Source organism: Micromonospora sp. M61 (assembly GCF_018070245.1).
Taxonomy (GTDB): Bacteria; Actinomycetota; Actinomycetes; order Mycobacteriales; family Micromonosporaceae; genus Micromonospora; species Micromonospora zamorensis.
This window is the reverse complement of the sequence record NZ_JAGPYA010000019.1, coordinates 1-24,053: the sequence shown is the minus strand read 5'-3', so window position 1 is coordinate 24,053 and position 24,053 is coordinate 1. Positions and strand designations below refer to the sequence as shown.

Below are 24,053 nucleotides of genomic sequence, written 5' to 3'. Positions count from 1 at the left end.
CGGTCAGACCCGCTGCTCCCGCAGGTCGGTGACCTCGGCGGCCGGCGCCCAGCCCTGGTAGACGCCGAAGTCGAAGACCTCCAGCCGCATGGCCTCCGCCACCGGCCAGCGGCCACCGGTGTATTCGACCCGCAGCCAGGCGTCGTGCTCGCCGAGCACGATGAACGGCTGCCCCTGCCACGTGCAGGTGGTGCGCACGTACGCCAGATCCTCGATCTCGCTCGCCGGCAGCACCCGGACGTACCGGCCCGCGCGGACCTCCTCGAAGCCCTCGCCCGGCTCGGGCTGGTAGAGGCGGATGTTGTCGCCGTCCGGGCTGGCCTGGTATTCCCGACCCTGCCAACGGGCCACGTAACCGTCGCGCATCACGCCTCCCCGACCCGTCGCCAGACCACCGCGTCGGTGTCGAGCTCCGCGATGACCCGCTCGGTGCCGTCCGCAGCGACCCGCCACAGCTGCGCGCCGTGCGGGAGGCGCGCGCTGTCCACCTTGAACTCGGCCACCACGTCGCTGCTCTCACCCGGGGCGAAGCCGTTGCCCCGGAACGGCGGGCGCTCGATGACCCAGCCCTCCATGGCCCGCATCGCCGCCTCGTTCTGACCGCCGTACGGAATCCGGTAGAGGCTCGGCCGGTGCGCCGGCCAGCGCAGCACGTAGATCTCCTCAGCGTCCCGGGAGAACGGGGATCCGGGGTAGCTGAGGCCGAGCGCGTCGTGCACCTGAGCCGGCGTGGTCAGGTGCGCCAGCTCACCGGCACGGTGCACGAAGCCGGAGACCCGGTCGTAGCCCCGATCCAGGTAGTAGGCGAGCTGGCTGGGCGCGATCGCCTTCTGCATGACCGTCGGTCGGGTCGGGTCGACGGCCGCCGGAGCGTACCGGGGGCGGGCGGCGGGCTCCGCCACGGCCGGCGCTTCCTCCTGGTCCACCTCCAGGTCGTCACCGAGCCCGACCTCGGCAGCCCAGTTGGCCAACGCGATGATCTGCTCCCCGGGCAACTTGGCACCGACCGGGGTGCCCGGATTGACGGCGAACGACCAGTCTTCGTCCGGCCAGCGCCGGATCAGCTGGGCGAACTTCACCCGGACCGTGTCGACGTCACCCTCGAAGTGGTCGGCGAGGCGCTCCGGCGACGTGTAGACCACCACGTACGTCTCGCCGTCGAGTTGTGCCGTACGCCAGACGAAGCCCGCATCGCCGGGGCGGCTTCCCCGCAGCGATTCGGGTGCCGCCGGCAGCAGGACCCGGGCCAGCAGCAGGGTGGACAGGAACGTGTCGGTGCTTCCGGAGCCGGCGGCGCCGAGCAGGTCCTCCTCGACCGTGTTGGCCGGGTCGAACTCGACCACCGCCGGTTCGTCGGCCGGCGGGCGCTGCCCGTCGCCGGTGGTGGCGCTCTCGCTGGTCGGATCCGCGCTGGTCACGCCAACCGACGGGCTGTCGGTGTCGGCGCGCTCGGCACCGGCCGGATCGCCGGCGCGGGCGTCGGTGTGGACACCGCTCACGTCGCCGGCCTCCGCCGGACTTGCGGGACGCGGGGTGGACGGGCTCGTGGCGGGCTGCGCGGGGACGAACGACGCCGGACCGGACGGGCGGGGACCGGCCGACGACGGCTCGAACAGACCCGGCCCGGAGTGCGTCGTGCCGAAGGGTGGCGGGGCGGTCTCGGCGGGGCGGGGCCCTCGGGGAGGGCCGGCCGGGCCGCTGGTCTCGACCGGGTCGGTGAGGTCGCGGGACTCGATGATGGTGCCCTCGATGACGATGGGCGTGAAGCCGCGGCGTGGTGCGGGCGGACCGGAGACCGGTTCCGCGGCCGACACCTCTTCCACCGGGGCGAACCGGTTCGGCAGGTCGCGTGGGATCGCCTGGGTCTCGTCCGCCGGCGGGCTCGGCCGCGCCGATGACCGGGTCGGCGGGGACTCACCGGTCGTCCGGAAGGCGCGGGTGACTTCCTCCGCCGCCGGGTCGGGCCGGCGGGGAGGCAGCGGCTGGGTGACTTCCTCACCGGGTGCCGGTGCGCGTACCCCTCGGGACGTGCCGAGGTCGCCCGCCGGCTGCCGAAGTGGCCGGGTGGCGTCCGGATCCGCCATCGGGAAGGCGCGGGTCGCGGTCTCGTCGGCGGGCCCGTCGGCCGGACGGCGGCGTGGGAACGGCTGGCTGCCGAGCCCGAAGCGCGTCGGTGGTGCCGCCCGGTCCCCGGGGCGGCCCCCACTCGCGTTCGGGTCGGCTGCCCGGTCCCGGACGGGGGTCGGTTCGAAGAAGGAACGTCGAGCGGCCTGCGGACCGCCGTTGCCGTTGCCCCCGGTCAGGCCGTCGTCGCCCGGCCGGTCCGCCGCCGGCCAGCCCGCGCCGAACCTCGACTGGTCGGTGGTGGGACGTTCGACGGGCGTCAACGGTGCGAACCGGGACGGCCGAGCGGAGCGGGGAAGGGCGCCGGTGCCCGGCAGGCCGGGTCGCGGCGGCTCGGTCGGGTGGCGCTGACCGGCGGCCGGCAGGTCCTCCTCGCCGGGTCGGCGGGACGGATCAGCGGTGCCGGGCGTCCCGGACGCCGGGGCAGCGACCCGAGGCGACACACCCTGCGAGGGCCTCCGAGGGGAGACCGGAGCAGACGGGACCGCAGCGGGCGGCACGGCGGCGAGCGGGCTCGGGGCGAGTGGACTCGGCGCAGGTGGAGCCGGGGCAGGCCGACCTGGGGCAGCCGGGGTCGCCGGGGCCGGCTCGGACCCGGGCGACGACGTACCCGCCCCGGAGGGCCGACCAGCGGCTGGCGCGGTGTCCCGGCCGGGCGGGCCGGTCCGGGTGCGGGCGAGGGTTTCGACCCGCTCCAGGCGGGCGCGGGCACCCATGGCGCGGCCGGGCAGGCGCACGTCGCCCCGGGAGAGTTGAGCCACGAACCAGGCCGGCAGGTAGCCCTCGACCGGCAGACCGGGGTTGACGGCGAGCCACCACTCGTGGTTTGGCCAGCCGACCGCGAGGTCGGTGAAGGGGACACGACGGTTGCTGCCGGGGTGATCGCCGAGGCAGGCCCGCAGTGCGGCCGCGGAGGTGAAGGCCAGGACGTGGGTCCGGCCGCCGGTGGTCCAGGTGCCCCAGTCGGCGGCTGGCTGGCCGGGTTGGGTCGGGGCGGCGACCGGCAACAGCAGATCGGTGCGGGACAGGAGTCGGAAGTAAAGCTCCTGGTCATTGGCGCGCAGCGCGTCGCGCATCGCCACCTCGGCCTCCGTGGCCGGCTCCCATGCGGTCACGGCCACCTCCCCTTCCGAGAACAGGCCACAGGTATCGCGTACAACCTACAAGGTGGTATCAAGATCACAATGGCTGGCCGTCGGCGGCCTGCCGGGGCGCGGATGAGGCGATAACATCCCGTACCGGAGCCGACACGATACGGAGGCTGTCGATGTCCCGATCGATCGCGCGCCCGGTCCTCGCAGGTCTGGCCGCCAGCCTGTTGACCGTACCGGCCCTCCCGACCGTCGCCGCCACCGCCAGGCTCCGTGCGGCACCGGCCTGTGCGACCCCGCTCGCCCCGGCCCGGCCGGTCACGGCCGCGCCCTGGCCACAGCAACGGTACGACCCCGCCCGGCTCGCGCCCCTGGCCACCGGCACCGGGGTGACCGTCGCGGTGGTCGACTCCGGGGTGGACCGGGCGCACCCCCAACTGGCCGACCGCGTGGTGGGCGGCACCGACCTGCTCGACCCCGGCGGGGACGGCAGTCGGGACTGCGCCGGGCACGGCACCGGCGTGGCGAGCATCATCGCGGCGACACCCCGCGCAGGGGTCGCCTTCCAAGGTCTCGCACCGGATGCCCGGATCCTGCCGGTGCGGGTGAGTGAGCAGCAGGTGGTGCAGGGGCGGGAATCGGGGCGAACGGTCAGCGCTGGCGAGTTCGCGCAGGCCATCCGCTGGGCCGTCGACCACGACGCCGACGTGGTGAACCTGTCCGTGGTGCTGTATGCGGACGACCCGGAGGTCCGCTCGGCCGTGCGGTACGCGGTCGACCGGGACGTGGTGCTGGTGGCCGCAGCCGGCAACCTGCACGACAGCGGTGACCCCCAACCGTTCCCCGCCGGCTACGACGGGGTGCTCGGCGTGGGGGCGATCGGGGCGGACGGTGGACGGGCGACGTTCTCGCAGACCGGCCCGTACGTCGACCTGGTCGCACCGGGCAGCGAGGTGCTGACCGCCGCCCCCGGCGCGGGCCACCATCAGGTCGAGGGCACCAGCTACGCGGCACCCTTCGTGGCCGCCACCGCCGCGTTGCTGCGCCAGTATCGACCGGAGCTGACCGCGGCCCAGGTGGCGGAGCGGATCATCGCCACCGCCGATCCGGCTCCCGGCGCGGGCCACGGCGGCGGGTACGGCGCCGGCGTGCTGAACCCGTACCGGGCGGTCACCGAGACCAGCGGCAGCCGTGCGGTCGACCCTCGACCGGTCACCGCGCTCGCCGACGACCGGCCCGACCCGGCGGTGCTCGCCCACCGGGCCCGACGGGCGACGGCACGGGACCGGGCCCTGCTGGTCGGTGCGGTGGTCGGCACGACGGCGGCCACCGTGGTGCTGCTCGCCCTGGTGCTGCCCCGTGGTGCCCGCCGACGCTGGCGCCCGGCCGGCCAGGCCTGATCCGGTCAGCCCACCGCCCTGGCCGCAGCGCGGCGGCGGCCGGGGCACCGACCTGGACATGGTCAGCGCTCCCGGCCCACCGCGCTCACTGGAACAGCCCGGTGTTCTTCTTCTCGGTGTCCAGATAGTCGTTGGCGGAGTCGCCCACCGCCAGCTTGATGTCACGCAGCATCGCCTGGAGGTCCTGAGAGGCGGAGCGCCACCGCGCCTGCCGCTGCTCGTAGGCCTCGCGGGCCTCGCCCGTCCAGCTCGCCACCAGCGGAGCGGCATCCCGCTCAAGCTGACCGAGTTGCGAGTCGAGCCTGTTCAGGGCCTTGTGGATGTCGGCGCCGGCCTGCTGAAGCGCGGCGAAGTTGACGACCAGCACACCATGGTCCATCGGATTTCCTTCCCGGGCGGGATCAGAGCGGCAGCTGGATGCCGCCGCGGTTGGTGCCGGCTACCCGGCTGGCCACCTCGTCGTCGGAGGCGTCGTACTGCCGGCCTGCGGTGCGGATCGCGCCGGCGGTCTCCCGCAGCGCCCGGTGCAATGCCGCCTGGTCCTGTGACCACTGCTGCTTGACCTGCTCGAACGATCGGCCACCTGCGCCACGCCAGGCCTGCTGCAACACCTCCAGCTCGGCCAGCAGGCCGGTCAGCATGGACTGCAACGACTGGTCCACCTGCTCGAACTTCGCGGCGGTCTGCTGCATCACCGCGGCTTCTGCCTGCGTCTGGGACACCCCGATGTCACCTCGTCTCTCTGATCGCGCGTGGCCCTCGAGCGCGCCCGCCCTGGGGGCGCGTCGTTCGCTTGGCCCGGTCGTCGAGCACTGAGACACGGGTCAGCGACGAACTTCGTGGCTGACGGTAGCGATCCCGTAGCAGTTCTGCTACCCCCCGCCTCTCCCCTGTGGACAACCACGGCAGCCATCGGTCACTTACGATGTGCTGCAGCCACGTCGCGGCGCGTGACGGGCCGTCCGAGGGCGGCCGACCGCCCGACGCGGTCCCGACTGGTCGAGGAGGCACGGTGCCGGCGATCACCACCGGAGGGCCGCACCCGGCGACACGGGTCGGGCCGGGGCCGGGCGCCGTTCCCCGGGCGATCGGGCCGGGCCAACCCGCCGACCGCAGCCCGGGCCCGGCCGATCAGCGCGCACCGCGTCGCCGCTCGCCGTTCGGCCGTTGGGCGTCGCCCACTCCGGGCACCGGCACAGGGGTGCGGGCCGGTCAACTGGTCGCCGCGCAGGTCGCGGCGGCGCTCGTCCTCACCGCCCTGGGTCGACCCGCACCGGTCACCGCGGCCGCCGCACTGGTCGCCGTGCTGCTGATGGCCGTCGCCGTGCTCCGGGTCAGGGGCCGGTGGCTCTTCGAGTGGCTGGGCACCGCCGCCGGGCATCTGACCCGTCGTCGGGAGCTGACCGCGCCGGCCGGAGCGGCCGACCTGCTCGACCTCGTCGCTCCGGGCACCGTCGTCCACTCGACCGAGCTGACCGGCGGGCCTGCGGCAGTGCTGGAGGACACCGAGGGCATTGTGGTGCTCCTGGAACTCGGGGACCCCGGCGATCTGCTCGGCGACGCGTCCCGGGCCATCCCGGCGCCGTCCGCGTTGCTGCCCCAGACCGGGCCGGAAGCGCCCCCGCTCCGGGTGCAACTGCTGTTCAGTGGAGCACCGGCACCGGTGCCGGCCGCGGGTGGCACCGTCGGGACGTCGTACCGGCAGCTCACCGACGGGCGGCTCGCCGGGCGGGAACGGGCGGTGCTGGCGGTGCGAGTGCTGCGCGTCGACGGTTGGTCCGAGGAGGACCTTCACCGGGTGCTCGCCGGCACCGTACGCCGGATCGTCCGCCGGCTCGGGTCGCTGACCGCGCGGCCGCTCGGCGTGCCGGCGGCGCTGCGTGTCCTGGGCGAGCTGGCCCATCACGACGGCGACCGGGTCCGGGAGTCCTGGCCGGCGCTCCGGTCCGGCACCCTGGTCCAGGCCACCTTCCGGCTGATCCGGTGGCCGGACGGAACGGGTGCACGGCGGCTGGTGCCCCGGCTGCTCGCGCTCCCGGCAACCGCGACGACGGTGTCGATCTCCGCAGGGCCGGCGCCGATCACCTCCGACGCCGGGGTGCCGACCGAGCTGACCGTGCGCCTGGCCGCTCAGACGGCGACCGAGCTGACCGCGGCCACCGAGGCCCTGGAGCGCCTGGTGAACGACCTGGGCGGGGAGCTGCGGCGGCTCGACGGCGCACACCTGGGCGGGCTTGCCGCCACGCTGCCGTTGGCGCTGACCACCCGGGAAGCGCAGCCCCGCCCCGCACTGGACGACTGGGATCTCACTCTGGGCGATGCCGGAATGATGGTCGGCACGAACCGGCACGGCGGGGCGGTCACCGTCCGACTGTTCCGGCCGGAGAGCACCCGGGTGCTGCTGGTCGGCGGGGTGCGCGCCGCCCAGCTGGTGGCCCTGCGCGCCCTGGCGCTCGGCGCCCTGGTGGTCGTGCAGACCTCCCGACCGCGCGTCTGGGAGCCGTTCGTCCGGGGAGTGGGCGCACCGGGCGGGACGATCCCGTTGATCCCACCCGGTCGACCGGTGGCCGACGGGGTGGGCAGCGCGCTGCGCCCGTTGCTGCTGGTCGTCGACGCCGGGCCGGTGCCGGCCGACGCCGAGCCGGGCCCGCCGTGGCGCGCCACTCTGGTGGTACGCGACGAGCTGACCCCGGCGGACGTGGACGCGTTGAGCCGGGCCGACCTGGCGCTGCTGCAACCGCTGAGCGTCACCGAGGCGGCGCTGGCCGGCACCGCGCTGGGGCTGGGTGGGTCGGCCGAGTGGTTGACCCGGATCCGGGACGACATGGTGGCCGTGGTCAACCGGCGGGCGCTGCGCTGGGCACTGCTCTCCCCCACGCCGATCGAGTCGCAACTGATCGGGCGTCCGGCTCGCGGCTGATCCACCGTGGTGGTCAACTGGCGGGTTACGTCGGTGCGTAGTCCGTGGCACGATCCCGCCATGGGTTTTCTGAAAGGTCTGCTGATTCGGCTGGCCAGCACAGCGCTGGCTTTCTGGCTGGCCACGCTCCTCATTCCGGGCATCTCTCTGGAGTCGAACTCCGCTGGCGAGACGGTGACCACGCTGCTCCTGGTGGCGGTGATCTTCGGCGTGGTCAACGCGGTTCTCCAGCCGCTCATCAAGACGGTCGGCTGCGGCTTCTACCTGCTGACCCTCGGTCTCATCGCGCTGGTGGTGAACGGGCTGCTGTTCCTGCTCACCAGCTGGATCGCCGACCAGGCCGGGCTGCCGTTCACCGTGGACGGTTTCTGGCCGGCCGCCGTGCTCGGTGCCCTCTTCGTGAGCATCGTGACCTGGATCCTGGGCGCCGTCCTCGACCGGGACTGACCGCCGACCGCACCGGCCCGCCCCGGGCTCCGGCCGGGGCCCGGGCAGGCCGGTGACCAGAGTTCGGGAATTGGCCGGCACGGGTCCCCACGCGGGCGGTTAGCGTCGCATCGTGTTCACGCTGACCCGCAACGACGGCTACCTGCTCAGCACCGACCCGGCTCTGCTCGACCTGGGCCTGGTGCACCACTGGTTGTCCACCGACGCGTACTGGGCACTCGGACGTGACCGGGACACCGTCGACCGGGCGTTCGCCGGCTCCCTGCCGTTCGGCGTCTACCGGCCTGAGGACGGCCGCCAGGTAGCGGTGGCCCGGGTGGTCACCGACCGGGCCACCTTCGCCTGGCTCTGCGACGTGTACGTCGACCGCGCCGCCCGTGGTCGCGGTTTGGGCGGGTGGTTGGCCAGCGCGGCCCGCGACCACCTGGACGAGCTGGGCGTACGCCGGATCCTGCTGGCCACGAACGACGCACACCAGGTGTACGCGCGGGTGGGCTTCACGCCGCTCGACGTGCCGGAGCGGTGGATGAGCCTCGACCGGCGGGTCCCGGTGACCCCGGTCACCGGAAAGGAACAGAGCGACGGTACGCCCCTTACGGTGGAGGCGTGACGCCTCTCCGCCTGGGATACCTCTACGGCCTCGGCGCGTACCTGCTCTGGGGTTTCTTCCCGCTCTACCTCAAGCTGCTGCGGCCGGCCGGCCCACTGGAGATCCTGGCCCACCGGATCGTCTGGTCGGTGGTGTTCGTGGCCCTGCTCCTGGCCGCTCTGCGCAACGTCGGCTTCCTGCGGGCGCTGCTGCGTCGCCCCTGGGCGATGGCCGGGATGGTCGCCGCCGCCGCGCTGATCGCTGTCAACTGGGGCACCTACATCTACGGTGTCAACTCCGACCGGGTGGTGGAGACGGCGCTCGGCTACTTCATCAACCCGCTGGTCGTGGTGCTGCTCGGCGTGACGGTGCTGCGGGAGCGGCTACGCCCGGCGCAGTGGGTGGCGCTGGGGATCGGCGCGTCGGCGGTCGCGGTGCTCGCCGTGGACTACGGCCGGTTGCCGTGGCTGGCGTTGACCCTGGCGTTCAGCTTCGCCGGCTACGGCCTGGTCAAGAAGCGGCTGGGGCTGCCGCCCGCGGAGGGGCTCTTCGTCGAGTCGGCGGTGCTGGCGCTGCCGGCGCTGGGTTATCTCGGCTGGCTGATGGCGAGAGCCGACTCGACGTTCGGGCACGTCTCGGCCGGGCACACCGCGCTGCTGGTGCTGGCCGGTGCGGCCACGGCGATCCCGCTGCTGATGTTCGCCGGCGCGGCCAACCGGCTGCCGCTGAGCAGCCTCGGCATGATCCAGTACCTGGCACCGATCCTCCAGCTCGGCTGCGGCGTGCTGATCTTCCACGAGCCGATGCCACCGGCCCGCCTCGCCGGCTTCGCGCTGGTCTGGCTCGCCCTGATCGTCTTCACCGCCGACGCGGTCCGCAACTCCCGCCGCACCCGGGCCCAGGCCCGGATCCTGGAACCCGTCCCCACCCCCTGACCGCCCATGCACAGACGGGCGGTCAGGGCACCGCGTAGGTGAGCAGTGGCGTGCCGTCGGCTCGTTGCAGCTCCACGCTGACCAGCTCGGCGTCGGTGAACCTGGTGGCGCCGGTGAACTGGAGGGCGTCGCCGGGGGCCGCCAGCCAGGAGCCGATCTGCTCACTGGCGCCGTTCGGGCCGTGCGCCACCAGCCGGAACGGGTACGCCTTGCCATAGCTCGTCCGCGCGTCGTACCCGCACCGCATGGTCACCGCCGTGCCCCACTTGGTGCCGGACAGCCCGATGTCGGCGTGCACCGGCCCGGCGGTGGCCACCGGTCGCATGGCGACCATCGACACCTGCGTGGCCGGGGCGCTGGTCTGCGCCACGGGAGGTCCGGACGGGTCGGTGGGTCGGGGCAGCACCACGGCAGTGCCCACACCGACCATCAGGGCCAGCCCGGCAGCGGCCAGTGTGGTCAGCGCGTACCGTCGGCGGTCCGCGGAGCGTTCCCTCCTGCGGCGACGCCGGGCCTCCTCAATCAGCGCGGGCACCCGGGGCGGGGCCGGCGGCGGCAGGATCTGCTCCAACCCCGCCGGGTCGAGACGCCCCAGCAACCCGGGCAGGACGGCGATCTCGGCGACCGCCTCCCGGCAGGAGGCGCAGCCGGAGAGGTGCCGCTCGTAGGCCGCCCGCTCAGCGGGGGCCAAGGCGCCCAGCACGTACGCGCCATCGTCGTACGCGAACTCACACTGCGTCATCCCGTCACCCCCATCTCGGCCAGCACCAACCGTAGAGACCGCAGCGCGTAGTGGGTGCGGGACTTCACGGTCCCCGGCGGTACGCCCAGCCGGGATGCCGCCTCGGCCACCGACCGCCCCTGGTAGAAGCACTCGACCAGCACCTCGCGGTGGGTCGGGCTGAGCCGGTTCAGCGCCTCGGCGACGGTCCACGCCTCCACCGCCCGCTCGGCCTCGTCGATCACGCCCGGCGGTTCGGGCAGATCGTCGGTGAACACCTCGCCGACCCGTGTGGACCGCCGCCGCCAGGCGTCGATGGCCAGGTTGCGGGCGGTGGTGTACAACCAGGACCGCACCGAACCGCGCTGCGGGTCGAGGGATTCCGGATGTCGCCAGGCCCGCAGCAGCGTCTCCTGCACCAGGTCCTCGGCGCGCTGCCGGTCCCCGTTGACCAGCCGCAGGGCGTGGGCGTACAGCGCCTCCGCGTGCTCGTCGTGCAGCGCGCGCAGCAGTTGGGCGTCGTGGTCGCTGATGGCGGTCTCCTCGCTTCCGGCGCGCGTCCGGCGGTGCGTTCGCTCGGGAATACGTGCCGTCACGCCGATCGGTTCAGCCCGAGGTCAGACCGGTTGCGTGCCGGTTGCCGCCCGCGAAGGTGTTCATGGAGGCTTCTCCCATGAGCGACCGCCCCCGGCTGCTCCCCCTGTTGACCGGCACCCGCCATGGCACCCGCGTCTCGGCGGCGGCCCGGTGGGCAGCTGACGTTGCTCAGGCGGTCCGGCGCTGGACCGCCGCGAGAGGCCCTCTCCCAGCCCGGGAGAGGGCTTCTCATGCGTGGGTGCGTCAGTTGTCGGAGGCGATGCCGTCGGCGACGCTGCGGGCCACGGTGAGCAGTTTGGCGCGCACCACCCGGGCGGAGGTCATCATTTCGCTGGCCGGCAACGCGCAGGCCAGCACGACGCGGCGTTCCATGTCCTTGTCCGGCGCGACGAGCACCGCCGCGCAGGCCACCCCCTGACGGAACTGGCCCATCTCCAACTGCATGCCGCGCCGGTCGCCGGCGGCCAGGTCGGCCTCGAACGTCTCGGTGGTGGTCAGCGTGGCCGTGGTGAACGGGCGCATGCCGTATTCGCGCAGGTAGCGGTTGCGCTGGTCGACAGTGAGGGTGGCGAGCAGCGACTTGCCCAGGGCCGTCGCGTGCGCCCCCTCGTCGAAGCCGGGGACCAGGTCCTCCAGGTAGGGCGACCGGTGCCCCTCGGCGACCGCCGTGAGGGCCACCTGACCGCCGACGAAGCGACCCAGGTAGTGGCTGTAGCCGGTGTCCAGTGCGGCCCGCCGCAGCGTCTCACCGACCGCTGGCGGGCCCCGGAACGCGGTCACCAGCTCCCGGTACCGGTCGGCCACCTCCAACCCCACGATGTACGTGCCGTCCTCGCGACGGATCACGTAGCCCTCGTAGGCCAGGGTGCGGACCAGGTGGTAGGTCGTGGCCACGGTCAGCTCGCACCGTCGAGCGATCTGCTTGACGGTCAGGCCTTTCGGGGCGCGACCGACCGACTCCAGCACCCGCAGCGCTCGGGACACGCTGCGGATCAGGTCCGAAGGTTCTGCCAAGGGGTCGCGCACAACCACCTCCGCCGCCGGGGACTTACACCATATGAAAAACAGGCCCGGTGCGAAATGCCTGTTCGGGTCGAGGATGCCAGATCACCATCCACTCGTTGTGCCCCGACAGTCACCAGGAGTGGCTTGAGCGAGTCTCACGTAGGTTTGCCGGACGATGACCAACAACGCCATCACCTCCGACCCGACCGTCGCCCCCTCCCACCCGATCAGGGCGAGCGCCGGCGCAGTGGCCACCACCGTGGCCTGCGTACTCCCCGTCTTTCTGCTCGGTGGTCTCGCCGTGCAGATGGGCAGGGACCTCGACTTCTCCCCGGCCGGCCTCGGCCTGGCCGTGTCCGTCTACTTCGGGGTCAGCGCGCTGGCCTCGGTGCCCTCCGGCCGCCTCGTCGAGCGGTACGGAGCGGCCCTGGTGGCCCGCTGCGGCATCGTGCTGGCCGCCGGGTCGATGCTGGCCGTGGCGGCCTTCGCCCGCTCGTACCCGGTGCTGGTCGGGTTGCTGGCGCTCAGCGCTGCCGCGAACGCGCTCGGCCAGTTGGCCAGCAACGCCGCGCTGGCCCAGCACGTGCCGGCCCGACGGCAGGGTCTGTCGTTCGGCGTCAAGCAGGCCGCCATCCCGGTCTCCACACTGCTGGCCGGGGCGGCGGTGCCCACCATCGCGCTGACCGTCGGCTGGCGCTGGGCGTTCGTGGCGGCGGCCGTGGTCGCGACGATGACGCTGGCCGCCGTACCCCGGCAGGTGCCCCTGCGGGCGCGGCGGGCCGGCGCGACGCGCGCTGGCCGGGCCACTGCGGCGTTGGTGGTGGTCGGTGCGGCGGCGACGTTGGCCGCGGCCGCAGCGAACGCGCTGGGCACCTTCCTGGTGGACTCCGCGGCGGCCCGGGGCATGTCGCCGGGCCTCGCCGGACTCACCCTGACGCTGGGCAGTGCGATCTGCATGACCGCGCGGGTGGGTGCCGGCTGGCTGGCCGACCGCCGCGTCACCGGTCACGTCGCCGTCATCGCCGCGATGCTGGTCGTCGGTGCGGCCGGGCTGGGCCTGCTCGCGTTGACCGGCCCGGTGCCGCTGGTGGCCGGCGTGGTGCTCGGCTTCGGCCTGGGTTGGGCCTGGCCCGGCCTGATGACGTTCGCGGTGGTCCGACTCCACCCGCAGTCACCGGCCGCCGCCACCTCGATCACCCAGACCGGGGTGTACGCGGGCGGCTGCCTCGGCCCGTTGACCCTCGGCCCACTGGCCGCCCACCTCGGCTATCCGGCCATGTGGACCGCCTCGGCGGTGTCCATGCTGCTCGCGGCCGTCCTCATGCTCTGCGGTGGCCGCCTGTTGACCCGCGTCGCCAGTGCGGCGAGCCGGGGTGACGATCAGCTGGTGCGGTCGGCGATGTAGTCGCAGAGCGATTCGAGGGCGTGCCGGGACGGGCCCTCGGGCAGCGGGGCGAGGCGCGCACGGGCGTCCTCGGCGTAACTGCGCACGGTCTCCCGGGCGCGCTTGAGCGCGGGGCTCTCGCGCAGCAGACCCAACGCCTCGGCGTGCAGCGCGTCGTCGGTCAGCGGGCCGGTCGCCAGGATCTCCCGCAGTCGCACCGAGGACGCGTCGGAGTCGTCCGCCGCGCGGGCGTAGAGCACCGGCAGGGTCGGGACGCCCTCGCGCAGGTCCGTGCCGGGCGTCTTGCCCGACTGCACCGACTCGGAGGCGATGTCGAGCAGGTCGTCGGAGAGCTGGAAGGCGACGCCGATCGTCTCGCCGTATCCGGCGAGGGCTTCCACGTGCTCGGCCGGTGCGCCACCGAACATGCCGCCGAAGCGTGCCGACGTGGCGATCAGCGAGCCGGTCTTGTCGGCGATCACGTTGAGATAGTGGGTCACCGGGTCGTCGTCGGCGCGCGGCCCGACCGTCTCCGCGATCTGGCCGTGCACCAGCCGGGCGAAGGTGCGCGCCTGCAACCGGACCGCCTCTGGGCCCAGGTCGGCGGCGATGTCCGCCGCACGGGCGAAGAGATAGTCGCCGACCAGGATCGCGACCGAGTTGGTCCAGCGGGAGTTCGCGCTGGGCGCGCCCCGGCGGACGGCGGCCTCGTCCATCACGTCGTCGTGGTAGAGGGTCGCGAGGTGAGTGAGCTCCATCACCACGGCGGCCGGGACCACCTGCGCACCGGTGGGATCACCGAACTGGGCACCGAGCGCCACCAGCAGCGGCCGGAAACGCTTGCCGCCGGCCTCCAGGAGGTGCCGGGCGGCCTCGGTGACGAACGGGTCGGCGCTGGACACACTGGCCCGCAGCTCGACCTCGACCGTCTCCAGCAGCCCCAGCACGGACGCCTCGACGCGGGGATCGGCGAGATTGAGGCCGAGCGCGCCGAACTGACTCGTGCTCGCCCGACCCCGCCGACCGCCGGAGCCGGAGGCACCTGAACGCTCGCCCGCCGGATTCACCACACCATCAACCATGCCACACCCGTTCGACCTGCTCCGGGTCGGGGATACGCACCGGGGGCCGGCACGTGAACACGAGCCGGCCCCCGGTGGTCGATCCTTCGGTCATCGCACGAATTCGGCAGCTCCGGTGGCCAGATCGAGCAGCGGCGCCGGGGCGATGCCCAGCACCAGAGTGGCCAGCACGCCGATCATCAGGGCGGCGGAGGTGAGCCCGCCGGGCACCATGACGGTCGGGGTGGACTCGCCCGGCTCGGAGAGCCACATCATCACCACGACCCGCAGGTACGGGAACGCCAGCACCATGCTGGTCAGCACACCGGCGATCACCAGCCAGGCCTGACCACCCTCCAGGGCCGGCCCGAAGATGGCGAACTTGCTGGTGAAGCCGCTGGTCAGCGGAATACCGGCGAAGGCCAGCAGGATGAAGGTGAACAGCCCGGCGAAGAACGGCGACCGCCGACCCAGCCCGGCCCAGCGGGACAGGTGGGTGGCCTCCCCGTCGGCGTCCCGCACCAGGGTCACCACCGCGAACGCGGCCAGCACCGAGAAGCCGTACGCGACCAGGTAGAACATCGTGCCGGAGAGCCCGTCGCGGCTCGGTGCCAGCACGCCGACCAGCAGGTAGCCGGCGTTGGCGATCGAGGAGTACGCGAGCAGCCGCTTGATGTCGGTCTGGGTGACCGCGAGCACTGCACCGATCAGCATGGTAAGCACCGCCACCGCGCCGAGGACCGGGGTGAAGTCCCAGGAGGCGTCGGTGAACGCGACGTGGAAGACGCGCAGCAGGGCACCGAACGCGGCGACCTTGGTGCAGGCCGCCATGAAGCCGGTGACCGGGGTCGGCGCGCCCTGGTACACGTCCGGGGTCCAGACGTGGAACGGCGCCGCCGCGGCCTTGAAGAGCAGACCGATCGAGAGCAGTGCCATGCCGGCGAAGAGCAGCACCTTGCTGGCCGGGGACTCGCTCACCGCCGCGTGGATGGTGGCGAAGTCGACGCCGGCCGTCCGGCCCGGGATGCCCGAGGTGAAGCCGTAGATCAGGGCCACGCCGAACAGGAAGAACGCGGAGGCGTAGGCGCCTAGCAGGAAGTACTTCATCGCCGCCTCCTGGCTCAGCAGACGCCGGCGACGGGCCAGCGCGCAGAGCAGGTAGAGCGGAAGGGAGAAGACCTCCAGCGCGATGAACATGGTCAGCAGGTCGTTCGCCGCCACGAAGATCAGCATGCCGCCGATCGCGAACGTGGTGAGCGGGTAGACCTCGGTGAGGCCGTTGCGCCCCTCGGCCTGCCGCCGGTCGTCGGCCGACTCGGCGGTCACCGCGGCCTGGGCGACGAACGCCCCGCCCCGCTCGACCGAGCGGTCGCCGATCAGCAGCAGCGCCATCGCGGCCAGCACCAGGATCGCGCCCTGGAGGAACAGCGTCGGCCCGTCGATCGCGAGCGCCTGGCCGGCGGTGATGATCCGCTCATCGGCGCTGAGGACCACCATGGTCAGCGCCGCGAGCACCGCGAGCAGCGCCAGCGTCAGCTGCACCACGTGCCGCCAACGACGAGGCACCAGCGCCTCGACGAGCACGCCGAGCAACGCCGTGCCCAGCATGATCAGGATCGGGGAGATCGCCGCGTAGTCGATCGACGGCAGTTTCAGCTCGGTCACTTTGCCGCCTCCTGGACGGTGCCGCCCACGGAGCGGCGCCGGGTCGGTTCTGCCGATGTCGTCCATGGTCGCCTGGACGGCCGGGTTGATCACGTCAGTGACCGGCTTGGGGAAGAAGCCGAGCAGCACGATCAGCGCGATCAGTGGGGCGACCACGACCTTCTCGCGCAGGTTGAGGTCCTTGCGCATCCCGTCGACCTCGGTGAGAGCCGGGTTGAGCGTGCCCTGGGTGGTGCGCTGCACCATCCACAGCACGTACGCGGCGGCCAGGATGATGCCGAGCGTGGCGATGATCGCCACCGGCTTGTTCACCGTGAAGGTGCCGATCAGCACCAGGAACTCCGAGATGAACGGTGCCGTGCCAGGCAGTGCGAGTGAGGCGAGACCGGCGAAGAAGAGCACACCGGCGAGCACCGGGACCAGTTTGCCGGCGCCGCCGAAGTCGCTGATCAACGCCGAGCCACGCCGGCTGATCAGCATGCCCACCACCAGGAAGAGCAGACCGGTGGCCAGCCCGTGGTTGAGCATGTAGAGCACCGCGCCGGTGCCGGCCTGGGTGGTGAAGGCGAAGATGCCCACCCCGATGAAGCCGAAGTGCGCGATCGAGGTGTACGACACCAGCCGCTTGAGGTCGTTCTGACCGACCGCCAGCAGCGCGGCGTAGACGATGCCGATCACGCCCAGCGCCAGCGCCCACGGCGCGAACCACTTCGACGCCTCCGGGAACAGCGGCAGGCAGTAGCGCAGGATGCCGAACGTGCCGACCTTGTCCAGCACACCGACCAGCAGTGCCGCCGCTCCCGCCGGGGCCGCACCACCGGCGTCGGGCAGCCAGGTGTGGAACGGGAAGAACGGCGCCTTGATGGCGAACGCGAGGAAGAAGCCGAGGAACAGCCACCGCTCGGTGCCCGTGCTGATGTCGACCTGGGACAGCGCCTGCCAGTCGAAGGTCTTGCCGCCGACCACCCACAGGCCGATCACCGCGGCCAGCATGAACAGACCGCCGACCAGCGAGTAGAGGAAGAACTTCACCGCCGCGTACTGCCGCTGGTGGCCGCCGTAGCTGCCGATCAGGAAGTACATCGGGACCAGCATGACCTCGAAGAACACGTAGAACAGGAAGACGTCGGCGGCCGCGAAGACACCGATCATCGTGCACTCGAGGACCAGCAGCAGCGCGAAGTAGACGGGCACCGACCGCTTCGACGACTCCGCGTCGTGCCAGGAGGCCAGGATCACCAACGGCACCAGCACCGCGATCAGCATCAGCATCACCAGCGCGATGCCGTCGGCAGCGAAGGTGAAGCTGACGCCCCAGTTCGGGATCCACGAGTATGACTCGCGGAACTGGAACCGGTCACCGCCTGCGTTGAAGCTGACCCACATCACCACCGAGAGCACCAGCACGAGCAGCGACCAGGCGAACGCCACCTGCTTGGCCAGCTCCGGCCGGTGGCGCGGCAGGAAGGCCACCACCAGGGCGCCCACCAGCGGCGCCACGGTGAGCACCGAGAGGAACGGGAAGTTGGACATTATGCGGCCTTACCTCCGTCGTCACTGCGTGGTCCGCCGGCGGGGGCGGCCGGGAACAGGTCGATCACGCCAACCACCCGGCCTGCACCGCCAGGAACGCCGCCATCACCAGCAGCGCACCGGCCAGGATCGAGGTGGCGTACGAGCGGACGAAGCCGGTCTGCATCCGCCGGAGCCGACCCGAGCCACCGCCGACCGCGGCGGCAAGCCCGTTGACCAGCCCGTCGATGCCCCGGTTGTCGAGGTACACCAGCGCCCGGGTGAGGAAGATGCCCGGCTTCTCGAAGACGGCCTCGTTGACCGCGTCGGTGTAGAGGTTGCGCCGGGCGGCGGTGACCAGCACCCCGGCCGGCTGCGGCGCGGTGGCCGTCCCGGCCCGGAACAGGAACCAGGCGAGCCCGGCACCGAGCACGGTGACCAGCAGCGACAGGGTGGTGATGACGGCGTGCGAGAGCACCGCCTCGTGCTCCCCGTGCTCGCCGCCCAGGCCGGCGGTGGCCGTCAGCCAGTCCGGAACGGACGTGGAGAGCAGGAAGCCGGCACCGACCGAGCCGACCGCCAGCAGGATCAGCGGGATCGTCATCAGCTTCGGCGACTCGTGCGGGTGCTCGATGTCCTCGGTCCACCGCTGCGGCCCGTGGAACGTGAGCACGAACAGCCGGGTCATGTAGAACGCGGTCAGTCCGGCACCGAGCAGCGCCGCACCGCCGAAGAGCCAGGCGGTCCAGTCCTCCCGCTCGAAGGCGGCCACGATGATCGGCTCCTTGGAGAAGAAGCCGGAGAACGGGAACATGCCGATGATCGCCAGCCAACCCATCATGAAGGTCAGCCAGGTGATCTTCATGTGCTTCGAGAGGCCACCGAAGCGGCGGATGTCGACCTGGTCCTTCATGCCGTGCATCACCGAGCCGGCGCCCAGGAACATGTTGGCCTTGAAGAAGCCGTGCGCCAGCAGGTGCACGATGGCCAGCGCGTACGCGCCACCGCCCAGGCCGACGCCGAGGAACATGTAGCCGATCTGGCTCACCGTCGACCAGGCGAGCACCCGCTTGATGTCGTCCTTGGCCGCGCCGATGATGCAGCCGATCAGCAGCGTGAGCGCGCCGACGCTGACCACCACGAGCTGGAGGGTCGAGTTGGCGGAGAAGATCGGATTGGACCGGGCGATCAGGTAGACGCCCGCGGTGACCATGGTGGCCGCGTGGATGAGCGCCGACACCGGGGTCGGGCCCTCCATCGCGTCCGGCAACCACGCCTGCAGCGGGAACTGACCGGACTTGCCGGCCGCACCGAGAAGCAGCAACAGGCCGAGGACCAGCACGGTGGTGCCGGTCAGCGCGCCGACGCCGTTGAACACCTCGTCGTACTGGGTGGTGCCCAGGGTGGCGAACATGATGAAGATGCCGATGGCCAGGCCGGCGTCGCCGACCCGGTTCATCAGGAACGCCTTCTTGCCGGCGGTGGCCGCGCTCGGCCGCTCGGTCCAGAAGGAGATCAGCAGGTACGACGCCAGACCGACGCCCTCCCAGCCGAAGTAGAGCATCACGTAGTTGTTGCCGAGCACCAGCAGCAGCATCGCCGCGACGAACAGGTTGAAGTACGCGAAGAACCGCCGACGACCCGCGTCGTGCGCCATGTACTCGACCGCGTACAGGTGGATCAGGAAACCCACCCCGGTGATCAGCAGTACGAAGACCGCGGCCAGCGGGTCGAACAGCAGGCCGAAGTCGACGCGCAGGTCACCGACCGCGATGAAGTCCCAGAGGCTCAGCTCGACCGACTTGTTCTCCAGGCCACGCAGCTGGAAGAAGAAGGACAGGCCGAGCACGAAGGCGGCGCCGATGGCGGCAACACCCAACCAGTGCCCCCAGCGGTCGGCCCGCCGGCCGAGCAGCAGCAGGATGGCCGCGCTGAGCAGCGGGATCGCCACCAGCAGCCAGACGCCCCCGAGCAGCCCCGTGGCCTGGGCGTATTCCACAGTCTCTTCCACCGGTGGACCCCTCTAGTACTTGAGCAGGTTGGCGTCGTCGACACTCGCCGAGCGTCGCGTCCGGAAGATGGACATGATGATCGCGAGCCCGACCACGACCTCGGCCGCCGCCACCACCATCACGAAGAACGCCATGATCTGGCCGTTGAGGTCACCGTTGATCCGGCTGAAGGTGACCAGCGTCAGGTTGGCGGCGTTGAGCATCAGCTCGACGCACATGAACAGCACGATCGCGTTGCGCCGGATCAGCACCCCGGCGGCGCCGATGGTGAAGAGCACCGCGGCGAGGACGAGGTAGTAGGTCGGCTCGACCGAGAAGAACGTTCCCATTACTTGGTTTGCCTTCCGTTCGCGACTGCGGGGCTCCGCTCCGCTGCACTCCTCGCGCTCACCGGTCCGTGCCCTTCAGAGACGTCTCCTCGGCGGTCAGCTCGCGCTGCGGAAGGATCGCCGGGGTGCTGCGGTCGGTCAGGCGGCCGTCGGGCAGCCGGGCCGGGGTGGCCACCGAGGACGAGGTCGCGAAGACGCCGGGGCCCGGCTTCGGCCCGGGGTAGTTGCCCGGGGCGAAGCGTGCCTTCATGGTCGACACCTGGTCGACCTTGTCCTGCTTACGCCGCTCCACGTGGGCCAGCACCATGGCACCGACCGCCGCGGTGATCAGCAGCGCCGAGGTCAGCTCGAACGCGAAGACGTACTTGGTGAACAGCAGCCGGGCGATGCCTTGCACGTTCCCCTCGGCGTTGACCTGCTCCAGGCCGACCGTGTTGGTCTGGTCCAGCGCCTGGTAAAGGCCGGTGCCGACCAGGCCGGCGAAGCCCAGGCCGAGCACGATCGCGGCGACGCGCTGGCCGCGAAGCGTCTCGATCAGGGAGTCCGTGGAGTCCCGACCGACCAGCATCAGCACGAAGAGGAACAGCATCATGATCGCGCCGGTGTAGACGATGATCTGCACCATGCCGATGAACGGGCCGGCCTGGAGGACGTAGAACACGCCCAGACAGAGCATGGTCAGCACCAGCCACAGCGCCGAGTGCACGGCGTTGCGCGCGGCCACCATCCCGATCCCGCCGAGAAGCGCGAGCGGGGCGAGGATCCAGAAGGTGACCGCCTCGCCGGTGGAGACCGAACCCGCCGCGGCGAGCACCGTAGACGTGGTCATGCTTCCTCTCCCTTGCCGGCAGCCGCGCGCTGGGCGGCCTGCTCGGCGCCCGGGAACGTCACGCCGGGGTGCTCCTCGACCTGGTAGCGGCCGGGACCCATCGGGGACGTCTCCGCACCGGCGGAGGTGCCCGGGTTGTCCAGCGCGCCGACGTAGTAGTCCTTCTCGCTGTCACCCAGCCGCATCGGGTGCGGAGGCTGCTCCATGCCCTCCAGCAACGGCGCGAGCAACTGTTCCTTGGTGAAGATGAGGTCCTGCCGGTTGTCCCGGGCCAGCTCGTACTCGTTGCTCATGGTGAGCGAACGGGTCGGGCAAGCCTCGATGCACAGCCCGCAGAAGATGCAGCGGGCGTAGTTGATCTGGTAGATGCTGGCGTACCGCTCACCCGGCGAGAAGCGCTGCTCGTCGGTGTTGTCGCCACCCTCGACGTAGATCGCGTCCGCCGGGCAGGCCCAGGCGCACAGCTCGCAGCCGATGCACTTCTCCAGGCCGTCCGGGTGCCGGTTGAGGATGTGCCGCCCGTGGTAGCGCGGCGCCGACACCGGCGGCTTGAACGGGTAGTCGGTCGTGACGACCTTCCTGAACATGTGCGAGAAGGTGACACCGAATCCCTTGAACGTTCCGGTGATCGCGCCCACGTCACACCTCCCTGGAGTCCGAGCCGGCAACGATGTTGGCCGGCTCCCGCTCGGCGACCACGCGCGTGATGCGCGGGCTCGGTGGTACCTGAAGATCCATCGGTGGCAGCGGGAAGCTCCCGTACGGCCGGTTGTCGACCTGTTCCTGAGTTGTCGGCTTCGGCTGCGGCCGGCGGCTGGGCCAGAACAGCGTGGCGATCAGCAGCAGGCCGGCGGGGATGCCGACCGCGATCACCTTGCCGCGGGTGTCCCAGTCCTCGATGGAACGCAGGCCCGACAGGACCAGGATCCAGACCAGGTTGATCGGCAGCAGCACCTTCCAACCGAGGCGCATGAACTGGTCGTAGCGCAGCCGGGGCAGCGTGCCGCGCAGCCAGACGAAGACGAAGACCAGCGCGATCACCTTGCCGAAGAACCAGAGCATCGGCCACCAACCGGAGTTGGCGCCCTCCCAGATGGTGATCGGCCAGGGTGCCCGCCAACCGCCCAGGAACAGCGTGGTGGTGACCGCGGACATGGTCACCATCGCGACGTACTCGCTGAGCATGAAGAGCGCGAACTTCAGCGAGCTGTATTCCGTCATGAAGCCGGCGACCAGCTCGGACTCGGCCTCGGGCAGGTCGAACGGCGCCCGGTTGGTCTCACCCACCGTGGCGATGAAGAAGATGATGAAGCTGGGCAGCAGCAGGATCGCGTACCAGCCCGGCGCCGGGATCTCGGTGCCGAAGATGGTCAGCCGCGTGGCGTCGCCCTGAGCGGCGACGATCCCGCTGGTGCTCATCGTGCCGGCGGTCATGAAGACCGCCACGATGCTGAGGCCCATGGCGACCTCGTAGGAGATCATCTGGGCGCTCGACCGCAGACCACCGAGCAGCGGGTACGTCGAGCCGGAGGCCCAACCACCCAGCACGATGCCGTAGACGCCCATCGACGAGCAGGCGAGCAGCAGCAGCACCGCCACCGGCACGTCGGTGACCTGCAACGGCGTGTGGTGGCCAAAGATGCTCACCATCGGGCCGAAGGGCACCACCGAGAGCGCGGTGACCGCACAGATCACCGAGATGGTCGGGGCGAAGAAGTAGACGACCTTGTCGGCCGCCTTCGGCAGGATGTCCTCCTTGAAGGCCATCTTCAGGCCGTCGGCGAGGGTCTGCAGCAGGCCGAACGGGCCGACCTGGTTGGGGCCGGGCCGCACCTGCATGTAGCCGACCACGCGCCGCTCGAACCAGACACCGAGCAGGGTGGCCAGCAGACCGAAGGCGAACGCGAAGACGATCTTGCCGAGAACCAGCCACCACGGATCCCGGCCGAAGTCGGCAAGCGTCGGATCCTGGGCCAGGATTGACGAAGTCACTGGTTACCCCCGGAGTTGAGGAGCGGACCCGGGAGCCCGGTCTCATCGGCCGCCACGCGCCCGGCCGGGATGGCCGTGCTCGGTGCGGGAACGGAGATCCGGACGACAGTGCCGGACGTCGCCCCGAGGCTGCGTCGCACGGTCGAGCCGGGTGAGTTGGTCGGCAACCAGACCACGCCGTCCGGCATTTCGGTGAGCTCCGCCGGCAGGGTCAGTGCCCCCCGGTCGGTGCCGACCGTGACCGCGTCACCGTCGACCACACCGAGTGCCTCGGCGGTGCCCTTGCCCAGCCGGACCACCGGCGGGCGGGCGGTGCCCGCGAGGTTCTCGTCGCCTTCGGTCAGGCTGCCGAGGTCCACCAGTTGGTGCCAGGTGGCCAGCACGGCCTCCCCGGCAGCCGGGTGCGGCACCCGGCCCGGCGCCACCGACGGTGCGGACGGCCGGGACGTACGCGTCGCCGGCAGCGTGCCCAGTTCACGACGCACGCTCGGCACATCCGCCGTGCCGAGTCGCACGTCGAGCAGCGCGGCCAGCGCGTCGAGCACCCGACCGTCGGTCATCGCGGCGGTGTTCAGAACGGCCTCGAACGGGCGCAGCCGACCCTCCCAGTCCAGGAAGCTGCCGGCCTTCTCGACCACCGGGGCGACCGGCAGCACCACGTTCGCCCGCCGGGTCACCGCGCTGGCGCGCAGCTCCAGGCTGACCAGGAACGGCACCGCGTCCAGGGCGGCCTCGGCCAGTCGCGGGTCGGCCAGGTCGGCCGGGTCGACGCCGCCGACGACAAGCGCGCCGAGCTGCCCGTTGGCCGCCGCGGTGAGGATGCCGTCGGTGTCCCGCCCGGCCTGGCTCGGGATCACCCCGGCCGGGATGTCCCACGCCTCACCCAGCTCGGCGCGGGCGGCCGGCTCGGTCACCAGCCGTCCACCGGGGAGCAGGTTGGGCAGGCAGCCCGCGTCGACAGCGCCGCGGTCACCCGCGCGCCGCGGCACCCACACCAGCTTCGCGCCGGTACGCCGCGCCACGTCCGCCGCCGCGGAGAGCCCGCCCGGCACAGTGGCCAGTCGCTCGCCGACGATCAGGATCGCGCCCGGTGCGCTCAGCGCCTCGGCGACCGTGGCGTGCTCGGCGAGCACGCTGGCCTCCTCGCCCGGAACGACCCGGGCCAGCTTGGCGCCGAGCTTCTCCAGGCCACGGGTGGCGAACGGCGCCAGCGCGTACACCGTCAGGGTCTTCTTCAGGTACGCCTTGCGCAGCCGCAGGAAGAGGATCGGGCACTCCTCCTCCGGCTCCAGGCCGACCAGCACCACCGCCGGCGCGTTCTCCACGTCGGTGTAGGTGACGTCGGTGACCCCGGCGACCGAGCTGGCCAGGAAGTCGGCCTCCTCGCGGGAGACCGGCCGGGCCCGGAAGTCGATGTCGTTGGTGGTAAGGGCGACCCGG

21 protein-coding genes are annotated in these 24,053 nt (G+C 71.9%); 6 read left to right on the top strand and 15 right to left on the bottom strand.

Annotated elements, in window-relative coordinates; genetic code table 11:
- Positions 1-3 precede the first annotated feature (3 nt).
- The gene (locus KBX34_RS13335; protein WP_088951150.1) at positions 4-369 is read right to left on the bottom strand and encodes a hypothetical protein; all 366 of its coding nucleotides are present in this window, start codon (positions 367-369) and stop codon (positions 4-6) included.
- Complete coding sequence (locus KBX34_RS13330) at positions 366-3,239, bottom strand: SseB family protein (RefSeq protein WP_210925175.1); 2,874 nt, start codon at positions 3,237-3,239, stop codon at positions 366-368. The genes KBX34_RS13335 and KBX34_RS13330 overlap by 4 nt, the downstream gene beginning before the upstream one ends.
- A 152-nt stretch (positions 3,240-3,391) precedes the next feature.
- Here KBX34_RS13330 and mycP point away from each other — a divergent pair, with 152 nt between their 5' ends.
- Positions 3,392-4,615, top strand: a complete 1,224-nt coding sequence (gene mycP, locus KBX34_RS13325) for a type VII secretion-associated serine protease mycosin (protein WP_210925173.1) — start codon at positions 3,392-3,394, stop codon at positions 4,613-4,615.
- A gap of 85 nt (positions 4,616-4,700) precedes the next feature.
- On the opposite strand, the gene KBX34_RS13320 is transcribed toward mycP, so the two are convergent.
- Both KBX34_RS13320 and KBX34_RS13315 read right to left on the bottom strand, forming a co-directional pair.
- Complete coding sequence (locus KBX34_RS13320) at positions 4,701-4,994, bottom strand: WXG100 family type VII secretion target (RefSeq protein WP_088951148.1); 294 nt, start codon at positions 4,992-4,994, stop codon at positions 4,701-4,703.
- A 22-nt stretch (positions 4,995-5,016) separates the two neighbouring features.
- Positions 5,017-5,337 carry a WXG100 family type VII secretion target gene (locus tag KBX34_RS13315; RefSeq protein WP_088951147.1) on the bottom strand — a complete coding sequence of 107 codons (321 nt, stop codon included), beginning with the start codon at positions 5,335-5,337 and terminating at the stop codon, positions 5,017-5,019.
- A 365-nt stretch (positions 5,338-5,702) separates the two neighbouring features.
- Between KBX34_RS13315 and eccE the strand changes: the two genes are divergently transcribed.
- The 4 genes from eccE (at position 5,703) to rarD (ending at position 9,506) form a co-directional block, all read left to right on the top strand.
- Positions 5,703-7,535: a type VII secretion protein EccE gene (gene eccE, locus KBX34_RS13310; protein WP_374223684.1), complete on the top strand. Its 1,833-nt coding sequence runs from the start codon at positions 5,703-5,705 to the stop codon at positions 7,533-7,535.
- Between the two features lie 60 nt (positions 7,536-7,595).
- Positions 7,596-7,982, top strand: a complete 387-nt coding sequence (locus tag KBX34_RS13305) for a phage holin family protein (RefSeq protein WP_088951145.1) — start codon at positions 7,596-7,598, stop codon at positions 7,980-7,982.
- Between the two features lie 112 nt (positions 7,983-8,094).
- Complete coding sequence (locus KBX34_RS13300) at positions 8,095-8,592, top strand: GNAT family N-acetyltransferase (RefSeq protein ID WP_210925170.1); 498 nt, start codon at positions 8,095-8,097, stop codon at positions 8,590-8,592.
- On the top strand, positions 8,589-9,506 hold the full coding sequence (gene rarD / locus KBX34_RS13295) for an EamA family transporter RarD (RefSeq protein WP_088951143.1): 918 nt from the start codon (positions 8,589-8,591) through the stop codon (positions 9,504-9,506). Before KBX34_RS13300 ends, rarD begins: the two co-directional genes overlap by 4 nt.
- Before the next feature lie 22 nt (positions 9,507-9,528).
- Here rarD and KBX34_RS13290 read toward each other — a convergent pair whose 3' ends face one another.
- From KBX34_RS13290 to KBX34_RS13280, 3 genes are all read right to left on the bottom strand, one after another.
- On the bottom strand, positions 9,529-10,248 hold the full coding sequence (locus tag KBX34_RS13290) for an anti-sigma factor (RefSeq protein WP_210925169.1): 720 nt from the start codon (positions 10,246-10,248) through the stop codon (positions 9,529-9,531).
- Positions 10,245-10,760, bottom strand: coding sequence for a sigma-70 family RNA polymerase sigma factor (locus KBX34_RS13285; protein ID WP_210925258.1), 516 nt, complete (start codon positions 10,758-10,760; stop codon positions 10,245-10,247). Before KBX34_RS13285 ends, KBX34_RS13290 begins: the two co-directional genes overlap by 4 nt.
- A gap of 307 nt (positions 10,761-11,067) precedes the next feature.
- Positions 11,068-11,850, bottom strand: coding sequence for an IclR family transcriptional regulator (locus KBX34_RS13280; RefSeq protein WP_088951141.1), 783 nt, complete (start codon positions 11,848-11,850; stop codon positions 11,068-11,070).
- Positions 11,851-12,004: 154 nt separating this feature from the next.
- Between KBX34_RS13280 and KBX34_RS13275 the strand changes: the two genes are divergently transcribed.
- Entirely contained in the window at positions 12,005-13,234 is a 1,230-nt protein-coding gene (locus tag KBX34_RS13275; protein ID WP_210925168.1) for an MFS transporter, read from the top strand.
- On the opposite strand, the gene KBX34_RS13270 is transcribed toward KBX34_RS13275, so the two are convergent.
- The 8 genes from KBX34_RS13270 to KBX34_RS13230 all read right to left on the bottom strand — a co-directional run.
- The gene (locus tag KBX34_RS13270; protein ID WP_141907608.1) at positions 13,210-14,295 is read right to left on the bottom strand and encodes a polyprenyl synthetase family protein; all 1,086 of its coding nucleotides are present in this window, start codon (positions 14,293-14,295) and stop codon (positions 13,210-13,212) included. The two genes, KBX34_RS13275 and KBX34_RS13270, sit on opposite strands and share 25 nt — an antisense overlap.
- A 90-nt stretch (positions 14,296-14,385) precedes the next feature.
- A complete protein-coding gene (gene nuoN, locus KBX34_RS34425; protein ID WP_374223683.1) occupies positions 14,386-17,472 on the bottom strand; it encodes an NADH-quinone oxidoreductase subunit NuoN in 3,087 nt (1,028 codons plus the stop codon).
- A 64-nt stretch (positions 17,473-17,536) separates the two neighbouring features.
- Positions 17,537-19,462, bottom strand: a complete 1,926-nt coding sequence (gene nuoL, locus KBX34_RS13255) for an NADH-quinone oxidoreductase subunit L (protein ID WP_088951136.1) — start codon at positions 19,460-19,462, stop codon at positions 17,537-17,539.
- A gap of 12 nt (positions 19,463-19,474) precedes the next feature.
- Positions 19,475-19,792: an NADH-quinone oxidoreductase subunit NuoK gene (gene nuoK, locus KBX34_RS13250; protein ID WP_088951135.1), complete on the bottom strand. Its 318-nt coding sequence runs from the start codon at positions 19,790-19,792 to the stop codon at positions 19,475-19,477.
- A 58-nt stretch (positions 19,793-19,850) separates the two neighbouring features.
- A complete protein-coding gene (locus KBX34_RS13245; protein WP_099849918.1) occupies positions 19,851-20,621 on the bottom strand; it encodes an NADH-quinone oxidoreductase subunit J in 771 nt (256 codons plus the stop codon).
- Complete coding sequence (gene nuoI, locus KBX34_RS13240; RefSeq protein WP_088951133.1) at positions 20,618-21,259, bottom strand: NADH-quinone oxidoreductase subunit NuoI; 642 nt, start codon at positions 21,257-21,259, stop codon at positions 20,618-20,620. Before nuoI ends, KBX34_RS13245 begins: the two co-directional genes overlap by 4 nt.
- Position 21,260: 1 nt before the next feature.
- The gene (gene nuoH, locus KBX34_RS13235) at positions 21,261-22,613 is read right to left on the bottom strand and encodes an NADH-quinone oxidoreductase subunit NuoH (protein ID WP_210925167.1); all 1,353 of its coding nucleotides are present in this window, start codon (positions 22,611-22,613) and stop codon (positions 21,261-21,263) included.
- Positions 22,610-24,053: molybdopterin-dependent oxidoreductase (locus tag KBX34_RS13230; RefSeq protein ID WP_282102632.1), on the bottom strand; the 1,444-nt coding region annotated here is incomplete at its 5' end. The genes nuoH and KBX34_RS13230, both read right to left, overlap by 4 nt.

Bases quoted from the DNA above. Each gene is read 5' to 3' on its own strand.
- mycP (WP_210925173.1), top strand. From the start codon at position 3,392: ATGTCCCGATCGATCGCGCGCCCGGTCCTCGCAGGTCTGGCCGCCAGC.
- KBX34_RS13320 (WP_088951148.1), bottom strand. From the start codon at position 4,994: ATGGACCATGGTGTGCTGGTCGTCAACTTCGCCGCGCTTCAGCAGGCC.
- KBX34_RS13305 (WP_088951145.1), top strand. From the start codon at position 7,596: ATGGGTTTTCTGAAAGGTCTGCTGATTCGGCTGGCCAGCACAGCGCTG.
- KBX34_RS13290 (WP_210925169.1), bottom strand. From the start codon at position 10,248: ATGACGCAGTGTGAGTTCGCGTACGACGATGGCGCGTACGTGCTGGGC.
- KBX34_RS13275 (WP_210925168.1), top strand. From the start codon at position 12,005: ATGACCAACAACGCCATCACCTCCGACCCGACCGTCGCCCCCTCCCAC.
- KBX34_RS13270 (WP_141907608.1), bottom strand. From the start codon at position 14,295: ATGGTTGATGGTGTGGTGAATCCGGCGGGCGAGCGTTCAGGTGCCTCC.
- nuoN (WP_374223683.1), bottom strand. From the start codon at position 17,472: ATGTCCAACTTCCCGTTCCTCTCGGTGCTCACCGTGGCGCCGCTGGTG.
- nuoK (WP_088951135.1), bottom strand. From the start codon at position 19,792: ATGGGAACGTTCTTCTCGGTCGAGCCGACCTACTACCTCGTCCTCGCC.
- KBX34_RS13245 (WP_099849918.1), bottom strand. From the start codon at position 20,621: ATGACCACGTCTACGGTGCTCGCCGCGGCGGGTTCGGTCTCCACCGGC.